This window comes from Clostridium sardiniense, from assembly GCF_019753795.1.
GTDB classification, from domain to species: domain Bacteria; phylum Bacillota; class Clostridia; order Clostridiales; family Clostridiaceae; genus Clostridium; species Clostridium sardiniense.
Window position 1 is genome coordinate 29876 of the sequence record NZ_JAIKTU010000009.1, and the last position, 16182, is coordinate 46057.

The window sequence follows — 16182 nt, forward strand, 5'->3', positions numbered from 1 at the left end:
GTTAACCCAATAAAATTTATTTATTTGTTTTGTCCAAGTTTAACAAATAATTTTGTAACGTTAGTCTTTGATACTTTACCCACTATTTTGTATTGTTCCCTGTCATCTACCACAATTTTTTCTACTATTGGAATACTATCAATTTCATGTTCTATTATTTTTGTTGCAATGTCATATGCAGGATCATCTACTGTTCCACATACTATATTTGGCATTCTAGTCATTATAACTCCAACTGGAACTTTATGAATATCTGTACCACCTATAGCAATTTTAAGAAAATCTTTTCTTGATACTGCACCTGTTAAAAAGCCTGAATTCTCAACGAATAAAGTACCCACATCATTTAAAAACAAGTATACGATTGCATCATATACCATCGTTGATTCATTAACTATTGATGGCTTTGACATTATGTCTCCAACTTTAATCTCACTTATATACTCATGAACTAAACTACTTTTTGGTTTATTTGAGTATACATAACCAACCTTCGGTCTCGCATCTAATGTTCCTATCATTGTTAAAATTGCTAAATCTGCTCTAAGTGCAGCTCTAGTTACACCTAACTTTTCAGCCAAACATTCACTAGTTATAGGTTGACCTTCTCTAACTAGCCTAATTATTTCTTCTTGTCTATCTGACAATTTCAAAACGAATCCCTCTTTCTAAAAATAAGGAATATTCAAATTTGTTATATTTTCAAATTATATACTAATTATACCATGTAATTTTTGTTTTACTATATAACATTTCATCAAAATTTCACCAAATATTCTGAATATTCCCTATTTGTTCATTTTATCTTTATCATACAGGTGTTTTTCTTCAAATTTCTTCCATTTATTCCTTATCTTCGAAATTCACTGTATATGTATATACAGTTTCATCATCTGTATGACTGTTTTTTCTATTTGCTTTTATATTTTTAAAATCACTTTTTGTATTATTAAATTTACCTTTAACTATATCTGCAATTTCAAATGCCTTACCTTTAACCTCTACAGCAGCTTTTTCAACGTATTTATTTACTACTTCAACAGATCCATCACATCTTGTTATTTCTATAGTTAATTTTGTAGCAACTGCTGCTATTACTCCAAAGGCTAAAATTGGTGGAATTATAATCGCTATAACAGTTGCTGCAATTCCAGCATTAACAGGAACATCAACTAAAATAGTATCATCCTTTTTAACTTTTATTCTACTTACATTACCCTTTTCTATTGTATCTTTTAACCATGATTTAAGTTCATCTATAGTTTCTCCTCTTTTTGATCCATCATTTGATGAATCTGCTTTAGTATAATCATATTTTGAACTTTCTTCTTCAGCAAATGGAACAACTACATTATTTTCTATATATATTAATGCTTCTAGTACATCACCGTTATTAGATTCTAAAGCTTCCTTTGCAACTTCATAACTAACTCCAGTTCTTTCTCTTATTTGATCCACTTTTTCTAAAGTAATCTCTTTCATAAATTATCACTCCTTTAAGTAATTCAACATTTCTAAGCTTTTAGGCTTTTTCGCATAATTTGATGAAATTATAAATGTCGTTACCCTTTCTACTTCCTTTTTTATATCTTTTGATAAATTAAGTCTAAATATTTTATCCGAACTCATATTTGTTAAAAATTTAAGTGCATTATATGCTCCTTTTGATACATGAAGTCCATGAGTTCTATTACATTCTTCACAAATCCCACCAAAATTTGATAAACTTATGTAGTTTGAGACACCAAGTTTCCTTCTACAGCTTACACATTGATCTAAAAGAAGACCATATCCTGTGGCTTTAAGAAGTTTTAATTCAAAGGCCCTTATGAGAAGTTCATAATCTATAGCATCAGTATCTAAAAGATATAGAGTTGTTATAAATTCTTTATATAACCATCTATTACTTTCTCCATCCATAAGACATATATCAATAAGTTCACAAAGATAGGATGAATATGTAAGTTTATCTAAATTCCCCATAAGACCTTGAAATGAATTAATAATTTTTCCTTCTTGTAAATTGGATAAATTTTTTCCTTTAAAAATCATATAGTCTCCATAGCAAAGAGGAAGAGTTATTGCAAACAATTTACTCTTATTTCTTTTTGCGCCTCTTGCTATAGCTGTGATTTTCCCAAGTTTTTCAGTATATAACCAGACTAATTTATCATTTTCCTTATAATCCTGAGCTTTAATTATTACACCCTGCGTTTTTAATAAGGACAATTTAATCAACCCCCAAAACCTTACTTAAGCTTCTTATATCCTAATTCCTTAAGTAATGTTTGGTTATCTCTCCATTCTTTTCTTACTTTTACCCATATTTTTATATTAACCTTACTTCTTAAGAATCTTTCTAATTCATATCTTGAAGTTTCTCCAATCTTCTTTAGACATTGCCCATTTTTTCCTATTATTATTCCTTTATGAGAGTCTTTTTCGCAAATTAAATCTACTTCTATATGATAAGTTCCATTTTCTTTTTGCTTCATTTGTATTACATCTACAGCAATACCATGTGGAACTTCATCTCTTAATGTTCTAAGTGCTTTTTCTCTAACTATCTCTGATACTACAAACCTTTCTTGTACATCAGTAATCATATCTTCTGGATAGTATTTAGGTCCTTCTGGTAATTCTGCAACCATTAATTCTAATAATTTATCTACATTTTTACCCTTTATAGCTGATATTGGTACTATCTCTTTAAAATCAAACTCTTTTGCAAAGTCTGCTAAAGATTTTGCAACTACATCTTGAGTAAATTCATCAATTTTATTTAAAACTAAGAAAACTGGAGCATTTTTACTTTTTAATGACTCTAAAATAAACTTATCTCCTCTTCCTATTTCTTCACCTGGATTAGTTAAGAAAAGAATTAAATCAACATCCTTTGTTGAATCCTTAGCTGAATTAACCATATATTCTCCTAGCTTGTGCTTAGGCTTGTGAATACCTGGTGTATCTACGAATACCATTTGATAGTCATCTGTAGTTAATATTGTTTGAATATTATTTCTTGTTGTTTGTGGTTTATTTGAAACTATTGAAAGTTTCTCTCCCATTATATAGTTCATTAAAGTAGATTTACCTACATTTGGTCTCCCTACTATTGATATAAATCCTGATTTAAACATTCTTCCTCCTGTTACTCTAGATCCTTCTTTGTAAAAGATCCTGGCAATATTTCATCTAAAGTTTTTTCTATATAATCATTTTCATTTTTTATAATGTAAATTTTCATATCTTTGCTTTCTGCAAATTCTGTAATCACCTGTCTACATATACCACATGGATATGTGTAATTATTAACATCACCAATAAGTGCAAGCTCTTTTAATACTTTATTACCCTTTGATACCCCATTAAATATAGCAGTACGTTCTGCACAATTTGTCGCTCCATATGATGCATTCTCAATATTACATCCAGTATATATATTTCCATCTTCAAAAAGTGCTGCTGCTCCTACCTTAAAATTTGAATATGGACAGTATGCTTTTTCTCTTGCTGAAATTGCCTCTTTTATTAATTTTATGTTTGCCATATAACATCCCTCATTTCTAAATTGTATAAACTATATCTTATTATGTGCTATTTATTATATCACTAATACTTAATTAAAAAAAGTTTTATGTCTAAAGGTTTATAATTTAAAAATGGTAAATATAAGTAATGTTATTAAAATACCAAATAGAGCACCTACAATAACCTCAAAAGTTGAATGAACTTCAGAGTCTACTCTACTCTGTGCTGTTATTATCGCCATAATAAAACTAAGTATAATACATATAGGCTCTTCTGTTATTAAGGATATAGCCGTAGCTAATGAAAAAGCTAGCGCACTATGTCCACTTGGCATTCCTCCCTTTAGTGGTGTACCTTCTCCGAATATTGCCTTTACTATTATTGTTACTATACAAACAATAACTAGTACAATAAATATAGTATATGGCTCAGATCCTTTTATTTTATGAAGTAATATAAGAGATAAATTAGATAATTTATCCCAAAATATAATATACCCAACTACGACTGCATTTATAGCCGTTAAAAGCACTGCTCCCGCCGCTACATTTTTAGAAATTTTAGCAAGGGGATGATAATGTTTAATATTCATGTCAACCACTGCCTCTATTGCAGTATTTAAAAGTTCTGCTCCAATTACCATAGTTATAGTTACAGCAAGTATTAAAAATTCACTTTTTGAAACATCAAAACAAAGACATGCTATTAACACTAGCAAAGTTAACACCATATGTATCTTCATGTTTCTTTGAGTCCTAACAGTATAAATTATTCCATCTATAGCATTATTAAAGCTATCAACAATCTTTTTTAATCTCATAAAAAGTCACCCTTATTTTTTATCTTGTAATATCTAATTTCCCAAGTATTTCTTCTTCTCTTCTTCTCATTATTTTTTTGTCTTCATCCTCCATATGGTCATATCCTAGAAGATGTAATACCGAATGTACTACTAAATAACAAGCTTCTCTTTCGAAGGAGTGATTGTACTCTTTACTTTGTTCTAATGTTCTTTCTAATGATAACACTATATCACCCAAAACTAACTCTTCGCCATCCATAAATGTTGCATCAAAGTTATTACCTTTATACATTTCTTTAAAAACTTTTTTATTATCATAATCTAACATTGGAAATGAAAGCACATCTGTTGCTCTATCTATTCCTCTCGTCTCATTGTTTATACCTCTTATTTCTTCATTATCTACAAAAAGCATAGATATTTCACAATCAATATAGACTTCTTCTTCTTTTAAAGCAAACTCTATAACACTTTCAAGTTTTTTAATAAATTCATCTGTTACTTCTATTTTATCCTGTCTGTTATCTACATAAATCATATAAATTCTCCTTATTAATTTAATTATAAATTAAATTATGGGGAGTATCGCTCTCCCCATAAAAATTAACTATTTTTAATCTTCTTCTCTGTTGGATACTCTATTCTTTGATGATAAATACCATATAGAGCCTTAAGAAAACACTTACGTATCTTCTCTAAATCTTTTAGTGTTAAATCACAATTGTCTAACTGTCCTGAGTAAAGCTTATCCTTAATAATATTATTAACCATTTCTTCTATTTTGCCTTTAGTCGGCTCAGAAATAGATCTAACTGCGGCTTCTACACTATCTGATAGCATTATTATTCCAGCCTCTTTACTGCTTGGAATTGGTCCTGGATATCTAAAGTCCTCTTCTTTTACATCTTCAGGATTTTCCGCATTATTTTTCATAGTATAGTAAAAATATTTAACAAGTGTTGTACCATGATGTTGTTCTATTATATCTTTAATTACATCAGGTAAATTATATTCTTTCGCAAGTTCTACCCCATCTTTAACATGAGATATTATTATTAGTGTACTTAAATTAGGATTTATTTTATTATGAGGATTTTCTTTTCCTATTTGATTTTCACCAAAGAAAAATGGCCTCTTAGTCTTACCTACATCATGGAAATATGCTCCTACTCTTGCTATTACAGGATTTGCATTAATTTCTTCTGCTGCCATTTCTGCAAGATTTGCAACTAACATACTATGGTGATATGTCCCTGGTGCTTCCATTAATAATTTTTTTAGTAATGGATTATTAGGATTTGATAATTCAAGTAATTTTAATGTTGTAACAACATCAAAGCTTGATTCTAAAAATGGTAACACCCCAATAGCTAAAACAGCCGAGAATACAACTCCTACAGCTGCAAGCCCACTAAACATTAATATTTCTTTAAAATTATTTGAAAGTAATACACCAGTTGTAAATGTAAGTAGCGCACTCATTATCATCAGAGATATTGATGAATAAAATATATCATTTCTTTGTTGCATTTTTCTAAGTCCAGTAGAACCTAATATAGCATTTAGAATTCCAAGCATTATAATTTGAGGATTAAAATTGACTAGAGCTCCTATTATAATTACATTTATACTACATACAACAAGGGATAATTTATAATCAACTAATAATGATATAAGTATAGGTGCACAAGCAAGAGGAATTGCAAAAGGTGATAATCCACCTATTACTCTTGCTAAAATAAAACTAAATATATTTATTATATTCATAAGTATAATAAGCTTAGTGTTTTTATAAACTTCTTTATGATTTTTTGATATATATACATATTGTGTAAAGAAAACTACTATTGTAAATAGAGCAAGCACAGCATAAAGGATTAAGAAAGAAGTACCTCCACTTTGGTCTAGAAGTCCTAAATCTTCAAGAACAGCTATCTGCTCTGCTGTAACAGGTTCCCCTTCACTTACTATAGTTTGATTCTTTTTTATAATTACTTTAGGTACATTTTTTTGTACTTCTTTTATAAGTTCATCTGTTTTTTCTTTATCGTAGAAGAAATTCGGTTTTAATTCAGGCAAAATTAACTTTTTAAGAACTTTCTTTACATTAACTGAAGCATTCATTTCATTAATTCTTCTTTCTGTTAAATCAGTTGCCTTTTTTATACTTTGTTCGTTACCATCTTGAATATTCTCTTCATACACTTCTTTTATGATTCCGTTAACTTCAAACTTTATATCATTTAGAGTTTCTTGTGACAAAGCAAGTAATACTTTATAATCACTTTCAGATAAATTACTATTACCTAGCTTTGAAAGTTCTTTTAGCTTCTCTTTTTCATCATCAACTGTGGTATTTAAGTTTATAATTTTATTTAGAACATCATCAATGTTCTTTTCCACCTCATTTTGAATTTCACCTTTAAGAGTATACGGTTTATCAATCTTCTCCGTGGCTTCTTTAATTCTCTCTTGAGTAGCTAATTCATTCACCGTATCTCTAGGTGCTTTTATATCTACCCTTGCAATGTCTCCCTCTTTTAAATCATATTGTTTAGGTGCAATTGCAGTTATAAGTAATATATATGTTATAACAATCGTAATTGTATTTATTAAAAATCTTACATATTTCTCTTTAGGTTTAATTTCAATTTTATTTCTTCTTATCAAGTTTACCACCTTCTTATCAACTAATATATAGCCTCCTGTTATGATGCAATATCTTCTTCAACTGCAAATCTTGCAATAATTTTTATCTTTCCATCGCCAATATATTCTACATCATAATTTCTTCCTACCACTTTAGCTTCATTAGTTAGATCTTTTACAAGAAACTTTTCAAGTTTTTTAACGGATTCTTCTACTATTTCATCTTTATTTAAGTTTATTTCTTTATTTTCCATTTCATAATAAGTAACAGACTGTACTATTCCATCTTTATCTTCTATTTTATCATAGTTCTCAAAGGAATTTGTAGACTTTTTTAAGTAAATTTTCTTTCCACCTATATTTAAATAGATATCCCTATCTTTATTTCCTGTTCTCTCTAATTTTTTACCATTTATTTGAACCTCCAAACTCCTTTCATAGAATACATTAGCTATAACTACTCCTTCTGGATTCACGGCATATTTTTCTTCTCTAAGTCCATCATAAGGATATATTAATATATCACCTTTTTTTACTATATCTCCAGGCTTTACAGCAGCTGTTCCAGATTCAGTATATATTCTCTTTATCTCTCCATCTTTCTTTGCTATTATTTCACCTTCTCTTCCATCAGAAATTTCAGGCGGATTAACCTTTTCCTCAACTTTAAGCTTTAAACTTGATCCTTCCATCCTTGCTCTAACCCAAAGTATTTCTGGACTAAGATCTTCTAATTTCTTTTCAATATCATATACATTTATTTGGCTTTTACTTAATCCTTGTTTAATACCTAATCCACTAAGCATCTTTCTAACTTCGAAAGGAGATACATTCTTTTCTGTCTCTATATCAATAGCCCATATACGAGTTGAAAGTATAAATAACATAGCTAAAAATATCAATCCTCCAATTACAAAAGAGATCCTCTTTTTTAATCTAGAAAATCTTATTATAGCACCTTTTCTCTTTAATATTTTTATCTTTCCATTACACCTTTTAACAATTTTTTTTACATCATCATAATCTTCACCATATATATTCATAGTAAAGGTGGCTGCATCAATTCTTCGTATATTATCTACTCTTATATCATTTTTCCATAGTGCATTTAACATTTGTTCTGTATTTATAAGGGTTACTTCTACTGTTATTATTGTTAATTTTTTTGTTTCAAAGTTCATTATACAAAATCTCCATAATTAATTGATTTAAATTTCCCACTCAAAACTATTGTTTCTGAGGCTATATATAGAATCTCAAAATTCATCCCATCTATTTTTACGATTCCCTTATTTGTTTTAACTTTTATACACTCATTTTCGAAACTCTCTATCCCCTTATGATTTTCAATGGTTATCTCACTATCTCCCAAGACCGTTATCTTAGGTAACCCCATTATTACATCCTTAGGAAGGTCCATTTTTTCTAAAATCTCATTTTTCTTGTTTACTAAACTTTCTCTCACTAAATCCTCTCCCCACAATATTTCTATCATAGTAATTTATGATTTTTATATTGTTTTAATACCAAAAAGAAGGTGAGCTTTAATAACGCTCACCTTCTTTTAATCTAAATATATTTAATCTAAGCATAACAAAAAGGACTCTTACAAGAGTCCTTTTGCTATTTATTATTTAAATAATTTTTCACTATTTGACTTACAAGTTTGCCATCAGCTTTACCAACTGTCTTTGGTCTAACTAACGCCATAACTTTTCCCATGTCTTTTATGCTATTTGCACCCGCTTCTATAGCTGATTCCTTAACGATTTGTAAGATTTCTTCTTCGCTTAATTGCTGAGGAAGGTAATTTAGCAAGATACTGATTTCAGCGTTAGCTTCATCTACTAAATCTTGTCTATTACCTTTTTCAAACTCAAGCACAGCTTCTCTTCTTTGCTTGACTTCTCTCGCTAATATCTCAATTACTTGACTATCATCTACAGGTTTACTATCTGTTTTTTCAACTAGTAAAATTGCAGCTTTAGCAGTACTTAATACATTAGCCTTAAACTTGTCTTTTGCCTTTAAAGCAGTTTTCCAATCTTCTTGAAGTCTCTCTTTAATTGTTGGCATTTTCTATACCTTCTTTCAAAATACTACTTGAACTTTCTCTTTCTAGCAGCTTCTGATTTCTTTTTCTTCTTTACGCTTGGCTTTTCGTAATGTTCTCTCTTTCTAACTTCTGAAAGAACTCCAGCTCTAGCACATTTTCTTTTAAATCTTCTTAACGCACTTTCAAGTGTTTCGTTTTCTCCAACTTTTATTTCTGACATAATTATCCCTCCCTCCGCTAGCTTAAATTATCAATTCAATCAGCTACGGGCTTAATAACACAAGCTATATTATACATTATTCATGTTAATTGTGTCAACAATTTCATGAAAGATTTTTTAGCCTGGTGGCCATTTTAATTCTCTCCCACCTAAAACGTGGAAGTGCATATGATCTACAGTTTGACCGCCTAGAACTCCACAGTTATTTACAACTCTATATCCATCTTCTGAAATACCTAGTTCACTTGTTATTTTATTTATAACTTCAAAGATGTGTGCAACTACATTTGAATTTTCTTTTGTTATGAAGTTAGCACTTTTTATATGTTCTTTAGGTATAACTAAAAAATGAACTGGAGCCTCTGGACTTATATCATAAAAAGCATATACATATTCGTCTTCGTATATCTTATTTGATGGAATTTCCCCATTAACTATTTTACAAAAAATACAGTCTGACATAAACTCACCCCCTTTAACAGAGTAGTTACTTTATTATTTTACCACTTTTCCCTCTGCATAGTCACCCTTTGATGATAAAATTTTCACTTTTATTATATCTCCAATATCATCTTTAGAGGCTCCCTCTACATGAACTTTAATAAAGTTTCTAGTATATCCTTCATATATTCCTTCTTTACCTTTTACTTCTTGCTCAATTAATATACTCATTTCTCTTCCTATTAAGCTTTCAGTAACCTCAGCTTCATTTTTTTCATTAAGCTCTATTAATTTTTTACTTCTTTCTTCTTTTTTAGTTCCGTCAACTTGATCTTTCATATCTGCTGCTTTTGTTCCAGTTCTTGGACTAAACTTAAATATATGCGTTTTAGTTAATTTATTTCTCTTTAAGAATTCATATGTTTCATTAAACTCTTCATCAGTTTCTCCTGGGAATCCAACGATAACATCTGTTGTTATTGACGCATCTTCTAGAGTATCTCTTAATACATTAACTATTCTCTCATATTCTGCAGCTGTATATCTTCTATTCATTCTCTTTAATGTAGCATCACATCCACTTTGTAATGATAAATGGAATTGTGGACAAAGTTTTTTCATATTCTTAATCTTCTCTACAACATCATCTGTGAAAAATGCTGGTTCTATAGAGCCTATTCTAACTCTTTCTATTCCATCAATTTTCTCTATCTCTTCAAGCAATGTAACTAAATTAACATTACCTTCTAAGTCTAATCCATAAGAGGCTGTATGAATTCCTGATAATATTACTTCTTTAAAGCCATGGGCTGCAAGTTGTTTTATTTCTTCAAGAACGCTATTGAAGTCTTTTGAACAAACAGCTCCTCTTGTGTATGGTATTAAACAATATGCACAAAATCTATTACATCCATCTTGTATTTTTAAGAATGCTCTAGTTTTATCTCTATAATCTTCTATCTTTAATTGTTCAAAATTCTTATTTCTAAGTACTCCACCAACTTCTATTTGTGGTTTTTTCTCATCCATAGCTTTATTTACGTAATAAACTACTTCTCCCTTGTTTCTACTTCCAAGAACAACATCTACGCCTTCTATTCCTGAAACTTCTTTAGGAGCGATTTGTGAATAACATCCAACTACTGCAATTATAGCATCTGGATTTAATCTTCTTGCTCTACCTATTATTTGTCTTGATTTTTTATCTCCCATATTCGTAACTGAACATGTATTTACAACATATACATCTGCAATTTCTGTAAATTCTACGACTTCATACCCTTCTCTTACAAACTTTTCAGTCATAGCTTCTGATTCATACATATTTACTCTACATCCTAATGTAGCAAATGCAACTTTCATTAAATTATTCCTCCTAGATCTCCTAACTCATATTGAATTAATGAAGTGGCCACAAAGCCGGCTGTTTCTGTTCTAAGTATTCTTTTACCTAAAGTTATTATGTAAGCTCCAGCATCCTTCAATCTTTCAATTTCACTCTCTTCAAATCCACCTTCTGGCCCTACTATTATACAAACTCTTTTTATATTTTCCTTATCTATATCTTTCATAAGTCCTTTAATTCCATAGTCCTCTTTATTTTCATATGGAACTAAGATTAAGTCAAAGGTATTTATTTCATTTATTAATTCATCAATTCCAATTGGGCTTAAAACTTCTGGAATTACACTTCTTTTACTCTGCTTACAAGCTTCAAGTGCTATTCTATTTAATCTATCTAATTTCTTAAAATCACCCTTAAGTTTTACATCTACCCTTTCAGTTATAAGTGGAATAAACTTACTTACTCCAAGTTCTGTACCCTTTTGAACTATTAAGTCCATCTTTTGAGCTTTCGGCATTCCTTGAAATAATACTATTTCAACATCACTTTCGTTATTTATATCTAGCTTTTCAATTATATCTAATGTAACCTCACTCTTTGTTACTTCATTTATTTTAGCTAAATATTCTACACCAGCGCAGTCATTTAAAACTACCTCTTCACCTTCAGCTAGTCTTAAAACTTTATAAATATGTTTTACATCTTCCCCTACTATTTTCCCTTTATTATCAAATATATAGTTTGATGGGGTAAAAAACTTATGCATTTACTCTTCACCTAACCTTTATTTTGCTTTTGCTATAATACAGTTCCATTCTCCATCTTTGTTAACTTTAATAACTTCAAAGCCTGCTTCTTCTAATTTATCAGTAACCATACTTACTCTTTCATGTATAATACCTGATGTTATGAACATTCCACCGCTTTTCAGTACTCTCTTAACATCATCAATTAGTATGCATATTACTTCAGCAATAATATTTGCAACAACTATATCAGCTTTTCCTTCTATTACTTCAACTAGATTTCCATAAAGTATTTCTATATTATCTAAATCATTATATCCTACATTTTCTTTAGCAGATTCTACTGCAACCGGATCTAAGTCAACACCTACCGCTTTTTTAGCACCAAGCTTAGCTGCTGCTATTGCAAGTATCCCTGATCCTGTACCGACATCAAATACAGTACTATCTTTTTCAACATATTTTTCTAAGGCTTGAATGCACATTTTTGTTGTTTCATGATCGCCTGTTCCAAAGGCCATACCTGGATCTAATTCTACTACTAGTTCCCCTTCGTTTTCTTTGTATTCTTCCCATATTGGTTTAACAACAATATGTTCTCCAACTTTTGAAGGCTTATAGTACTTTTTCCAGTTATTTGCCCAATCTTCTTCATGAGTTTTAGTAACTTCGACTCTTCCTTCTCCAACATTGAATCCCATTTCTTTTATTTCTTGTACTTTTTCTTTTACATATGTAACAACTTCATCTATATTATCTTCCTCTGAGAAATATCCTTTAACTACAGCATACTCCCCCTTATGTTCTAAAACATTTATATCTGCAAAGTCCCAAGTTAATGGTCCTTGTTCTCTTTCTAATATATCATTAGGGTCTTCTACTGAAACTCCCTTGCAGTCTAATATATAAAAAATACCTTCTATAGGTTCAAGTGCCTCACTTGTTGTAATAACTTTTACTTCTATCCATGATCCTTCCATGAAATTCATTCCTTTCTCTTTCATTTATTAATGAACTTAATAAATAATTTTACCCTTTTTAAATGAAATCTGTCAAGAAAAGCTTAAAACCCAGATGAATATATATTCATCTGGGTTTTAGTGAAACTTTAAAATGTATCATTTATAAATCTCTCTTTAATCTTTTTTGTTAATTTAATATTGCTTTTATCTTTTATAATATATAATAATCCTACCCCTTAATTCCACCTATATTAACTCCTTCAGTTAACTTCTTATGGAATATTGAATAAACAATTATTGTTGGTACCATTACTATAACCATACCGGCAAACATTGCACCCCAATCAGTTGCAAACTTATTTACTTCCATTAAATTTTGAAGTCCTACAGGTAATGTTTTCTTTGAATCTTGAGTTATAAACGTCATTGCCATAGCATATTCATTCCAGAATCCCATGAAATTAAATATTAAAACTGTTATTATTCCAGGCTTTGCAAGAGGAACTATAACACTTGTTAATGTTCTTGTATAACCACATCCATCTATCATTGCAGCTTCTTCATAATCTTTAGGTATACTTTGCATAAATCCTATTAATATATAAATTGAAAATGGTAATTGTAAAACTGCATAAACTAAACTTAGTGCTACTCTATTATTTAATAAACTTAAATCACTCATTATTAAGAATAATGGTACTATTATATATACTGATTGTATAAATAATCCCGCCATATATGAATTCTTTAAGAAGTTTGATCCTATAAATTTATATCTAGATAGTACATAAGCTGATGGTACTGCAAGTATCATTAAAAAAGCTAATGCTAGTAATGTTACTATTATTGAATTTATAAAATAATCTCCCATATTTGCTTTAGTAAAAGCATTTGTATAATTTTCAAATTTTAATGTTTCCGGTAGTGCCCATGGTGCAGTAGTAAATTCACTTGGTGATTTTAGTGAAGATAAAACTGTCCAAATTAAAGGAACAATAACAAGCAAGCTTCCGAAAATCAATACTATTCTCAATGTCCAATTTTTAATTTTTTCGCCTTTATTTTTAACTCTCATAGCTATTCTCCTCTCTTTTATGCTTCACTCTTTTTTGTTATTCTATTTAAAATAAGTGCAAGTCCAACTGCCATAATAAATATTACGACCCCTATAGCCATTGCATAACCATAGTTAGAATTAACAAAAGCTTGCTTGTACATGTAAGTTAGCAATACTTCTGAACCACCATCTGGACCTCCTCCAGTCATTACATTTACAAATATAAAACTTAAATTAAATACTCCAGTTATAAAGAATACTAAAGTAACTCTTACAATTTCCCAAATCATCGGTAATGTAACATATCTAAATCTTTGCCAAAAAGTAGCTCCCTCTATATCTGCCACTTCATAAAGTTCTGGTGGAATTCCATCAAGACCTGCCATGTATATTACCATATAATATCCTACAGCTTGCCACACCATTGCCATCGCAAGTGCCCATAATACAGTTTTAGGATCTCCAAGCCAAACTAGCTGAAGAGACTCTAGCCCAAGCATTTCAAAGAAAGAATTTAATATACCAATTGAAGGATCATAAATGTATGTAAATAGGACCCCTATTACAACCATAGATAAAACATTTGGGAAGAAGAAAACTAATCTATAAAAATTCTTTTCTTTAAGTTTTCCTTGTGTTAAAAAGATTGCTAACAATAATGAAAAAACTATTGTTATACTTGGAAATACTAAAAGTAAAAATCCTGTATTTTTTAAAGATTTTATAAAATATTCATCTGTAAAGAGAGTTTTAAAGTTATCAAAGCCTATAAAAGTTGCATTATCTGATAATCCTCCCCAGCTATATAAAGACATACTAAATCCTTTTATTATTGGGTACACCATAAATAAACAAAACAATACTAATGCAGGAATTATGCACCACGCTATAAATACTTTCTTTTTATTATTTTTCACGTATCTCACTTCCAATGCTATATATTTAGTAATGGTTGGGTTTTACCCCAACCATTATCCATTATTTTAATATTTATTATTTTTTTAATGCTTCACGAAGTTTTGCATCTGCTTTTTCAAGCTTATCAGCCCACTCTTTAGCTGTTAACTTCTTATTCATGATTGAAGCCATTGGATTGTACACTTCATCAGCGATATTAACTTCAGTTCCAGTTACTGTCTTAAAATCAACAGTTATTGGTTTAACACCATCTTCAAATATTTTGAAGCACTCATAGTTTGATTGATTTAAGTTTTCTTTAGCAAATTCTAAACCTTTTTTAACTGGTACAACTGCACCTGCTAATTTAGAGTTTGATTTAACATTTTCATCTTTGTATTGGAATGCTAAGAATTTCTTTGCTAAATCCTTGTTCTTAGCAACTTTTGGAATATACATTTGTTCTATCATAGTAGTCGCATATCTAGTATCTCCCTCTTTAAATACAGGAGGAGCCATAAATCCAAATGAGAAACCTTCTTTTGGAATTGTATTTTTCATTTCCTCTTCAAACCAATTTCCATTTGGTATAAATAAAGCTTTTCCATCTAAGAATGCTTGTTGTGCTGCTGTATGGCTCATACCAACTGTTCCTTTTAATAAGTAATCCTCTTTTCCTATCTTTTCAAATGCTTCTAAAGCTTTCTTAGCTCCTTCGCTATTCCAAGCTCCTTCTTCATAATTAAATACTGCTTTTAAGTCTTTTTCTCCACCAGCTGATGCAATCATTGGCCATATCATAGCTTCATTATATGATGGATTTAAGCCTTGGTAAGTGAATAATGCTTTTCCATCAGCTTTAGCCTTATCACCTAGAGCAAAGAATTCATCCCAAGTTTTTGGTGCTTTATATCCTTTGTCTTCAAAGTAAGTTTTGTTATACCACATACCTGTTACATTATAGTAAAGTGGTGCTAAATATACTTTTCCATCTCCATATGGGGCGGTAAGTGAAGTATCTAAGAATCCATCTAAAATTTTATCTTTAAGCTTTCCGCCTCCGTCTGGATCTTCACCTTCAAATACATCTGATATATCTTCTAGTGCATTATCTTTTATTAAAGATGTAGCTAGTCCAGATTTATCAGTTGATCCTAAGTATATAAAATCTGGTGCATCTCCTGATGCTATTCTTGGTCTTATTATTTCACCAATCTTTGGATTGGCTTCAACATTAACTTTAACCCCTGGATTTTCTTCTTCAAACTTTTTACTAATCTCTTTCCAATACTCTGAACCATGTCCGCCTTCAAATACTGCAATATTTAATACTTGTTCTTCTTTCGGTTTTGAATCTGTTTCTGTAGTTTTGTTTCCACAACCTGCAAACATTGATAGACCTACAGTTGTCGCTGCTAAAAGAGTTAGCATCTTAATACTTCTCTTCTTCATTTTTTCTCCCCCTTAAATACTTTT

General features: G+C 30.0%; 19 protein-coding genes. All 19 read right to left on the minus strand.

Annotation, left to right across the window (positions count from 1 at the left end):
* Positions 1-20: 20 nt before the first annotated feature.
* The 19 genes from K5V21_RS11650 to K5V21_RS11740 all read right to left on the minus strand — a co-directional run bounded on the left by K5V21_RS11650 (position 21) and on the right by K5V21_RS11740 (position 16158).
* The gene (locus tag K5V21_RS11650; RefSeq protein WP_204593783.1) at positions 21-653 is read right to left on the minus strand and encodes a helix-turn-helix transcriptional regulator; all 633 of its coding nucleotides are present in this window, start codon (positions 651-653) and stop codon (positions 21-23) included.
* 190 nt (positions 654-843) lie between these two features.
* Positions 844-1482 carry a DUF4342 domain-containing protein gene (locus tag K5V21_RS11655; RefSeq protein WP_221861397.1) on the minus strand — a complete coding sequence of 213 codons (639 nt, stop codon included), beginning with the start codon at positions 1480-1482 and terminating at the stop codon, positions 844-846.
* A 6-nt stretch (positions 1483-1488) separates the two neighbouring features.
* Positions 1489-2238, minus strand: a complete 750-nt coding sequence (recO, locus tag K5V21_RS11660; protein WP_221861398.1) for a DNA repair protein RecO — start codon at positions 2236-2238, stop codon at positions 1489-1491.
* Positions 2239-2249: 11 nt separating this feature from the next.
* A complete protein-coding gene (era, locus tag K5V21_RS11665) occupies positions 2250-3140 on the minus strand; it encodes a GTPase Era (protein ID WP_204593780.1) in 891 nt (296 codons plus the stop codon).
* Between the two features lie 11 nt (positions 3141-3151).
* Entirely contained in the window at positions 3152-3550 is a 399-nt protein-coding gene (locus K5V21_RS11670; protein ID WP_204593779.1) for a cytidine deaminase, read from the minus strand.
* A 99-nt stretch (positions 3551-3649) separates the two neighbouring features.
* A complete protein-coding gene (locus tag K5V21_RS11675) occupies positions 3650-4351 on the minus strand; it encodes a diacylglycerol kinase (RefSeq protein ID WP_204593778.1) in 702 nt (233 codons plus the stop codon).
* Positions 4352-4370: 19 nt separating this feature from the next.
* On the minus strand, positions 4371-4871 hold the full coding sequence (ybeY, locus tag K5V21_RS11680) for an rRNA maturation RNase YbeY (RefSeq protein ID WP_221861399.1): 501 nt from the start codon (positions 4869-4871) through the stop codon (positions 4371-4373).
* A 65-nt stretch (positions 4872-4936) separates the two neighbouring features.
* Complete coding sequence (locus K5V21_RS11685) at positions 4937-7003, minus strand: HD family phosphohydrolase (protein ID WP_204593776.1); 2067 nt, start codon at positions 7001-7003, stop codon at positions 4937-4939.
* A 38-nt stretch (positions 7004-7041) separates the two neighbouring features.
* Entirely contained in the window at positions 7042-8163 is a 1122-nt protein-coding gene (gene yqfD, locus K5V21_RS11690; protein ID WP_221861400.1) for a sporulation protein YqfD, read from the minus strand.
* Positions 8163-8447, minus strand: a complete 285-nt coding sequence (yqfC, locus tag K5V21_RS11695; protein WP_307494979.1) for a sporulation protein YqfC — start codon at positions 8445-8447, stop codon at positions 8163-8165. The genes yqfD and yqfC overlap by 1 nt, the downstream gene beginning before the upstream one ends.
* 158 nt (positions 8448-8605) lie before the next feature.
* Positions 8606-9058, minus strand: coding sequence for a GatB/YqeY domain-containing protein (locus K5V21_RS11700; protein ID WP_204593773.1), 453 nt, complete (start codon positions 9056-9058; stop codon positions 8606-8608).
* A gap of 23 nt (positions 9059-9081) precedes the next feature.
* A complete protein-coding gene (rpsU, locus tag K5V21_RS11705) occupies positions 9082-9258 on the minus strand; it encodes a 30S ribosomal protein S21 (protein WP_008429643.1) in 177 nt (58 codons plus the stop codon).
* Between the two features lie 117 nt (positions 9259-9375).
* The gene (locus tag K5V21_RS11710; RefSeq protein ID WP_221861401.1) at positions 9376-9720 is read right to left on the minus strand and encodes a histidine triad nucleotide-binding protein; all 345 of its coding nucleotides are present in this window, start codon (positions 9718-9720) and stop codon (positions 9376-9378) included.
* 33 nt (positions 9721-9753) lie between these two features.
* Positions 9754-11061 carry a tRNA (N(6)-L-threonylcarbamoyladenosine(37)-C(2))-methylthiotransferase MtaB gene (gene mtaB, locus K5V21_RS11715; RefSeq protein ID WP_221861402.1) on the minus strand — a complete coding sequence of 436 codons (1308 nt, stop codon included), beginning with the start codon at positions 11059-11061 and terminating at the stop codon, positions 9754-9756.
* Positions 11061-11810 (minus strand): 16S rRNA (uracil(1498)-N(3))-methyltransferase, encoded by a 750-nt coding sequence (locus K5V21_RS11720; protein ID WP_221861403.1) that lies wholly within the window; start codon positions 11808-11810, stop codon positions 11061-11063. Before K5V21_RS11720 ends, mtaB begins: the two co-directional genes overlap by 1 nt.
* 18 nt (positions 11811-11828) lie before the next feature.
* Entirely contained in the window at positions 11829-12770 is a 942-nt protein-coding gene (gene prmA, locus K5V21_RS11725) for a 50S ribosomal protein L11 methyltransferase (protein WP_221861539.1), read from the minus strand.
* Between the two features lie 211 nt (positions 12771-12981).
* Positions 12982-13827, minus strand: a complete 846-nt coding sequence (locus K5V21_RS11730; RefSeq protein WP_221861404.1) for a carbohydrate ABC transporter permease — start codon at positions 13825-13827, stop codon at positions 12982-12984.
* A gap of 17 nt (positions 13828-13844) precedes the next feature.
* Positions 13845-14726, minus strand: a complete 882-nt coding sequence (locus K5V21_RS11735; RefSeq protein WP_221861405.1) for a carbohydrate ABC transporter permease — start codon at positions 14724-14726, stop codon at positions 13845-13847.
* 76 nt (positions 14727-14802) lie between these two features.
* A complete protein-coding gene (locus K5V21_RS11740; protein ID WP_221861406.1) occupies positions 14803-16158 on the minus strand; it encodes a carbohydrate ABC transporter substrate-binding protein in 1356 nt (451 codons plus the stop codon).
* Positions 16159-16182 lie beyond the last annotated feature (24 nt).

Coding starts and splice junctions, on each gene's coding strand:
- ybeY (WP_221861399.1), bottom strand. CDS start 4,871: ATGATTTATGTAGATAACAGACAGGATAAAATAGAAGTAACAGATGAA.
- yqfD (WP_221861400.1), bottom strand. CDS start 8,163: ATGAACTTTGAAACAAAAAAATTAACAATAATAACAGTAGAAGTAACC.
- prmA (WP_221861539.1), bottom strand. CDS start 12,770: ATGGAAGGATCATGGATAGAAGTAAAAGTTATTACAACAAGTGAGGCA.
- K5V21_RS11655 (WP_221861397.1), bottom strand. CDS start 1,482: ATGAAAGAGATTACTTTAGAAAAAGTGGATCAAATAAGAGAAAGAACT.
- K5V21_RS11740 (WP_221861406.1), bottom strand. CDS start 16,158: ATGAAGAAGAGAAGTATTAAGATGCTAACTCTTTTAGCAGCGACAACT.
- K5V21_RS11670 (WP_204593779.1), bottom strand. CDS start 3,550: ATGGCAAACATAAAATTAATAAAAGAGGCAATTTCAGCAAGAGAAAAA.
- mtaB (WP_221861402.1), bottom strand. CDS start 11,061: ATGAAAGTTGCATTTGCTACATTAGGATGTAGAGTAAATATGTATGAA.
- K5V21_RS11730 (WP_221861404.1), bottom strand. CDS start 13,827: ATGAGAGTTAAAAATAAAGGCGAAAAAATTAAAAATTGGACATTGAGA.
- K5V21_RS11700 (WP_204593773.1), bottom strand. CDS start 9,058: ATGCCAACAATTAAAGAGAGACTTCAAGAAGATTGGAAAACTGCTTTA.
- era (WP_204593780.1), bottom strand. CDS start 3,140: ATGTTTAAATCAGGATTTATATCAATAGTAGGGAGACCAAATGTAGGT.
- K5V21_RS11710 (WP_221861401.1), bottom strand. CDS start 9,720: ATGTCAGACTGTATTTTTTGTAAAATAGTTAATGGGGAAATTCCATCA.
- rpsU (WP_008429643.1), bottom strand. CDS start 9,258: ATGTCAGAAATAAAAGTTGGAGAAAACGAAACACTTGAAAGTGCGTTA.
- K5V21_RS11675 (WP_204593778.1), bottom strand. CDS start 4,351: ATGAGATTAAAAAAGATTGTTGATAGCTTTAATAATGCTATAGATGGA.
- K5V21_RS11720 (WP_221861403.1), bottom strand. CDS start 11,810: ATGCATAAGTTTTTTACCCCATCAAACTATATATTTGATAATAAAGGG.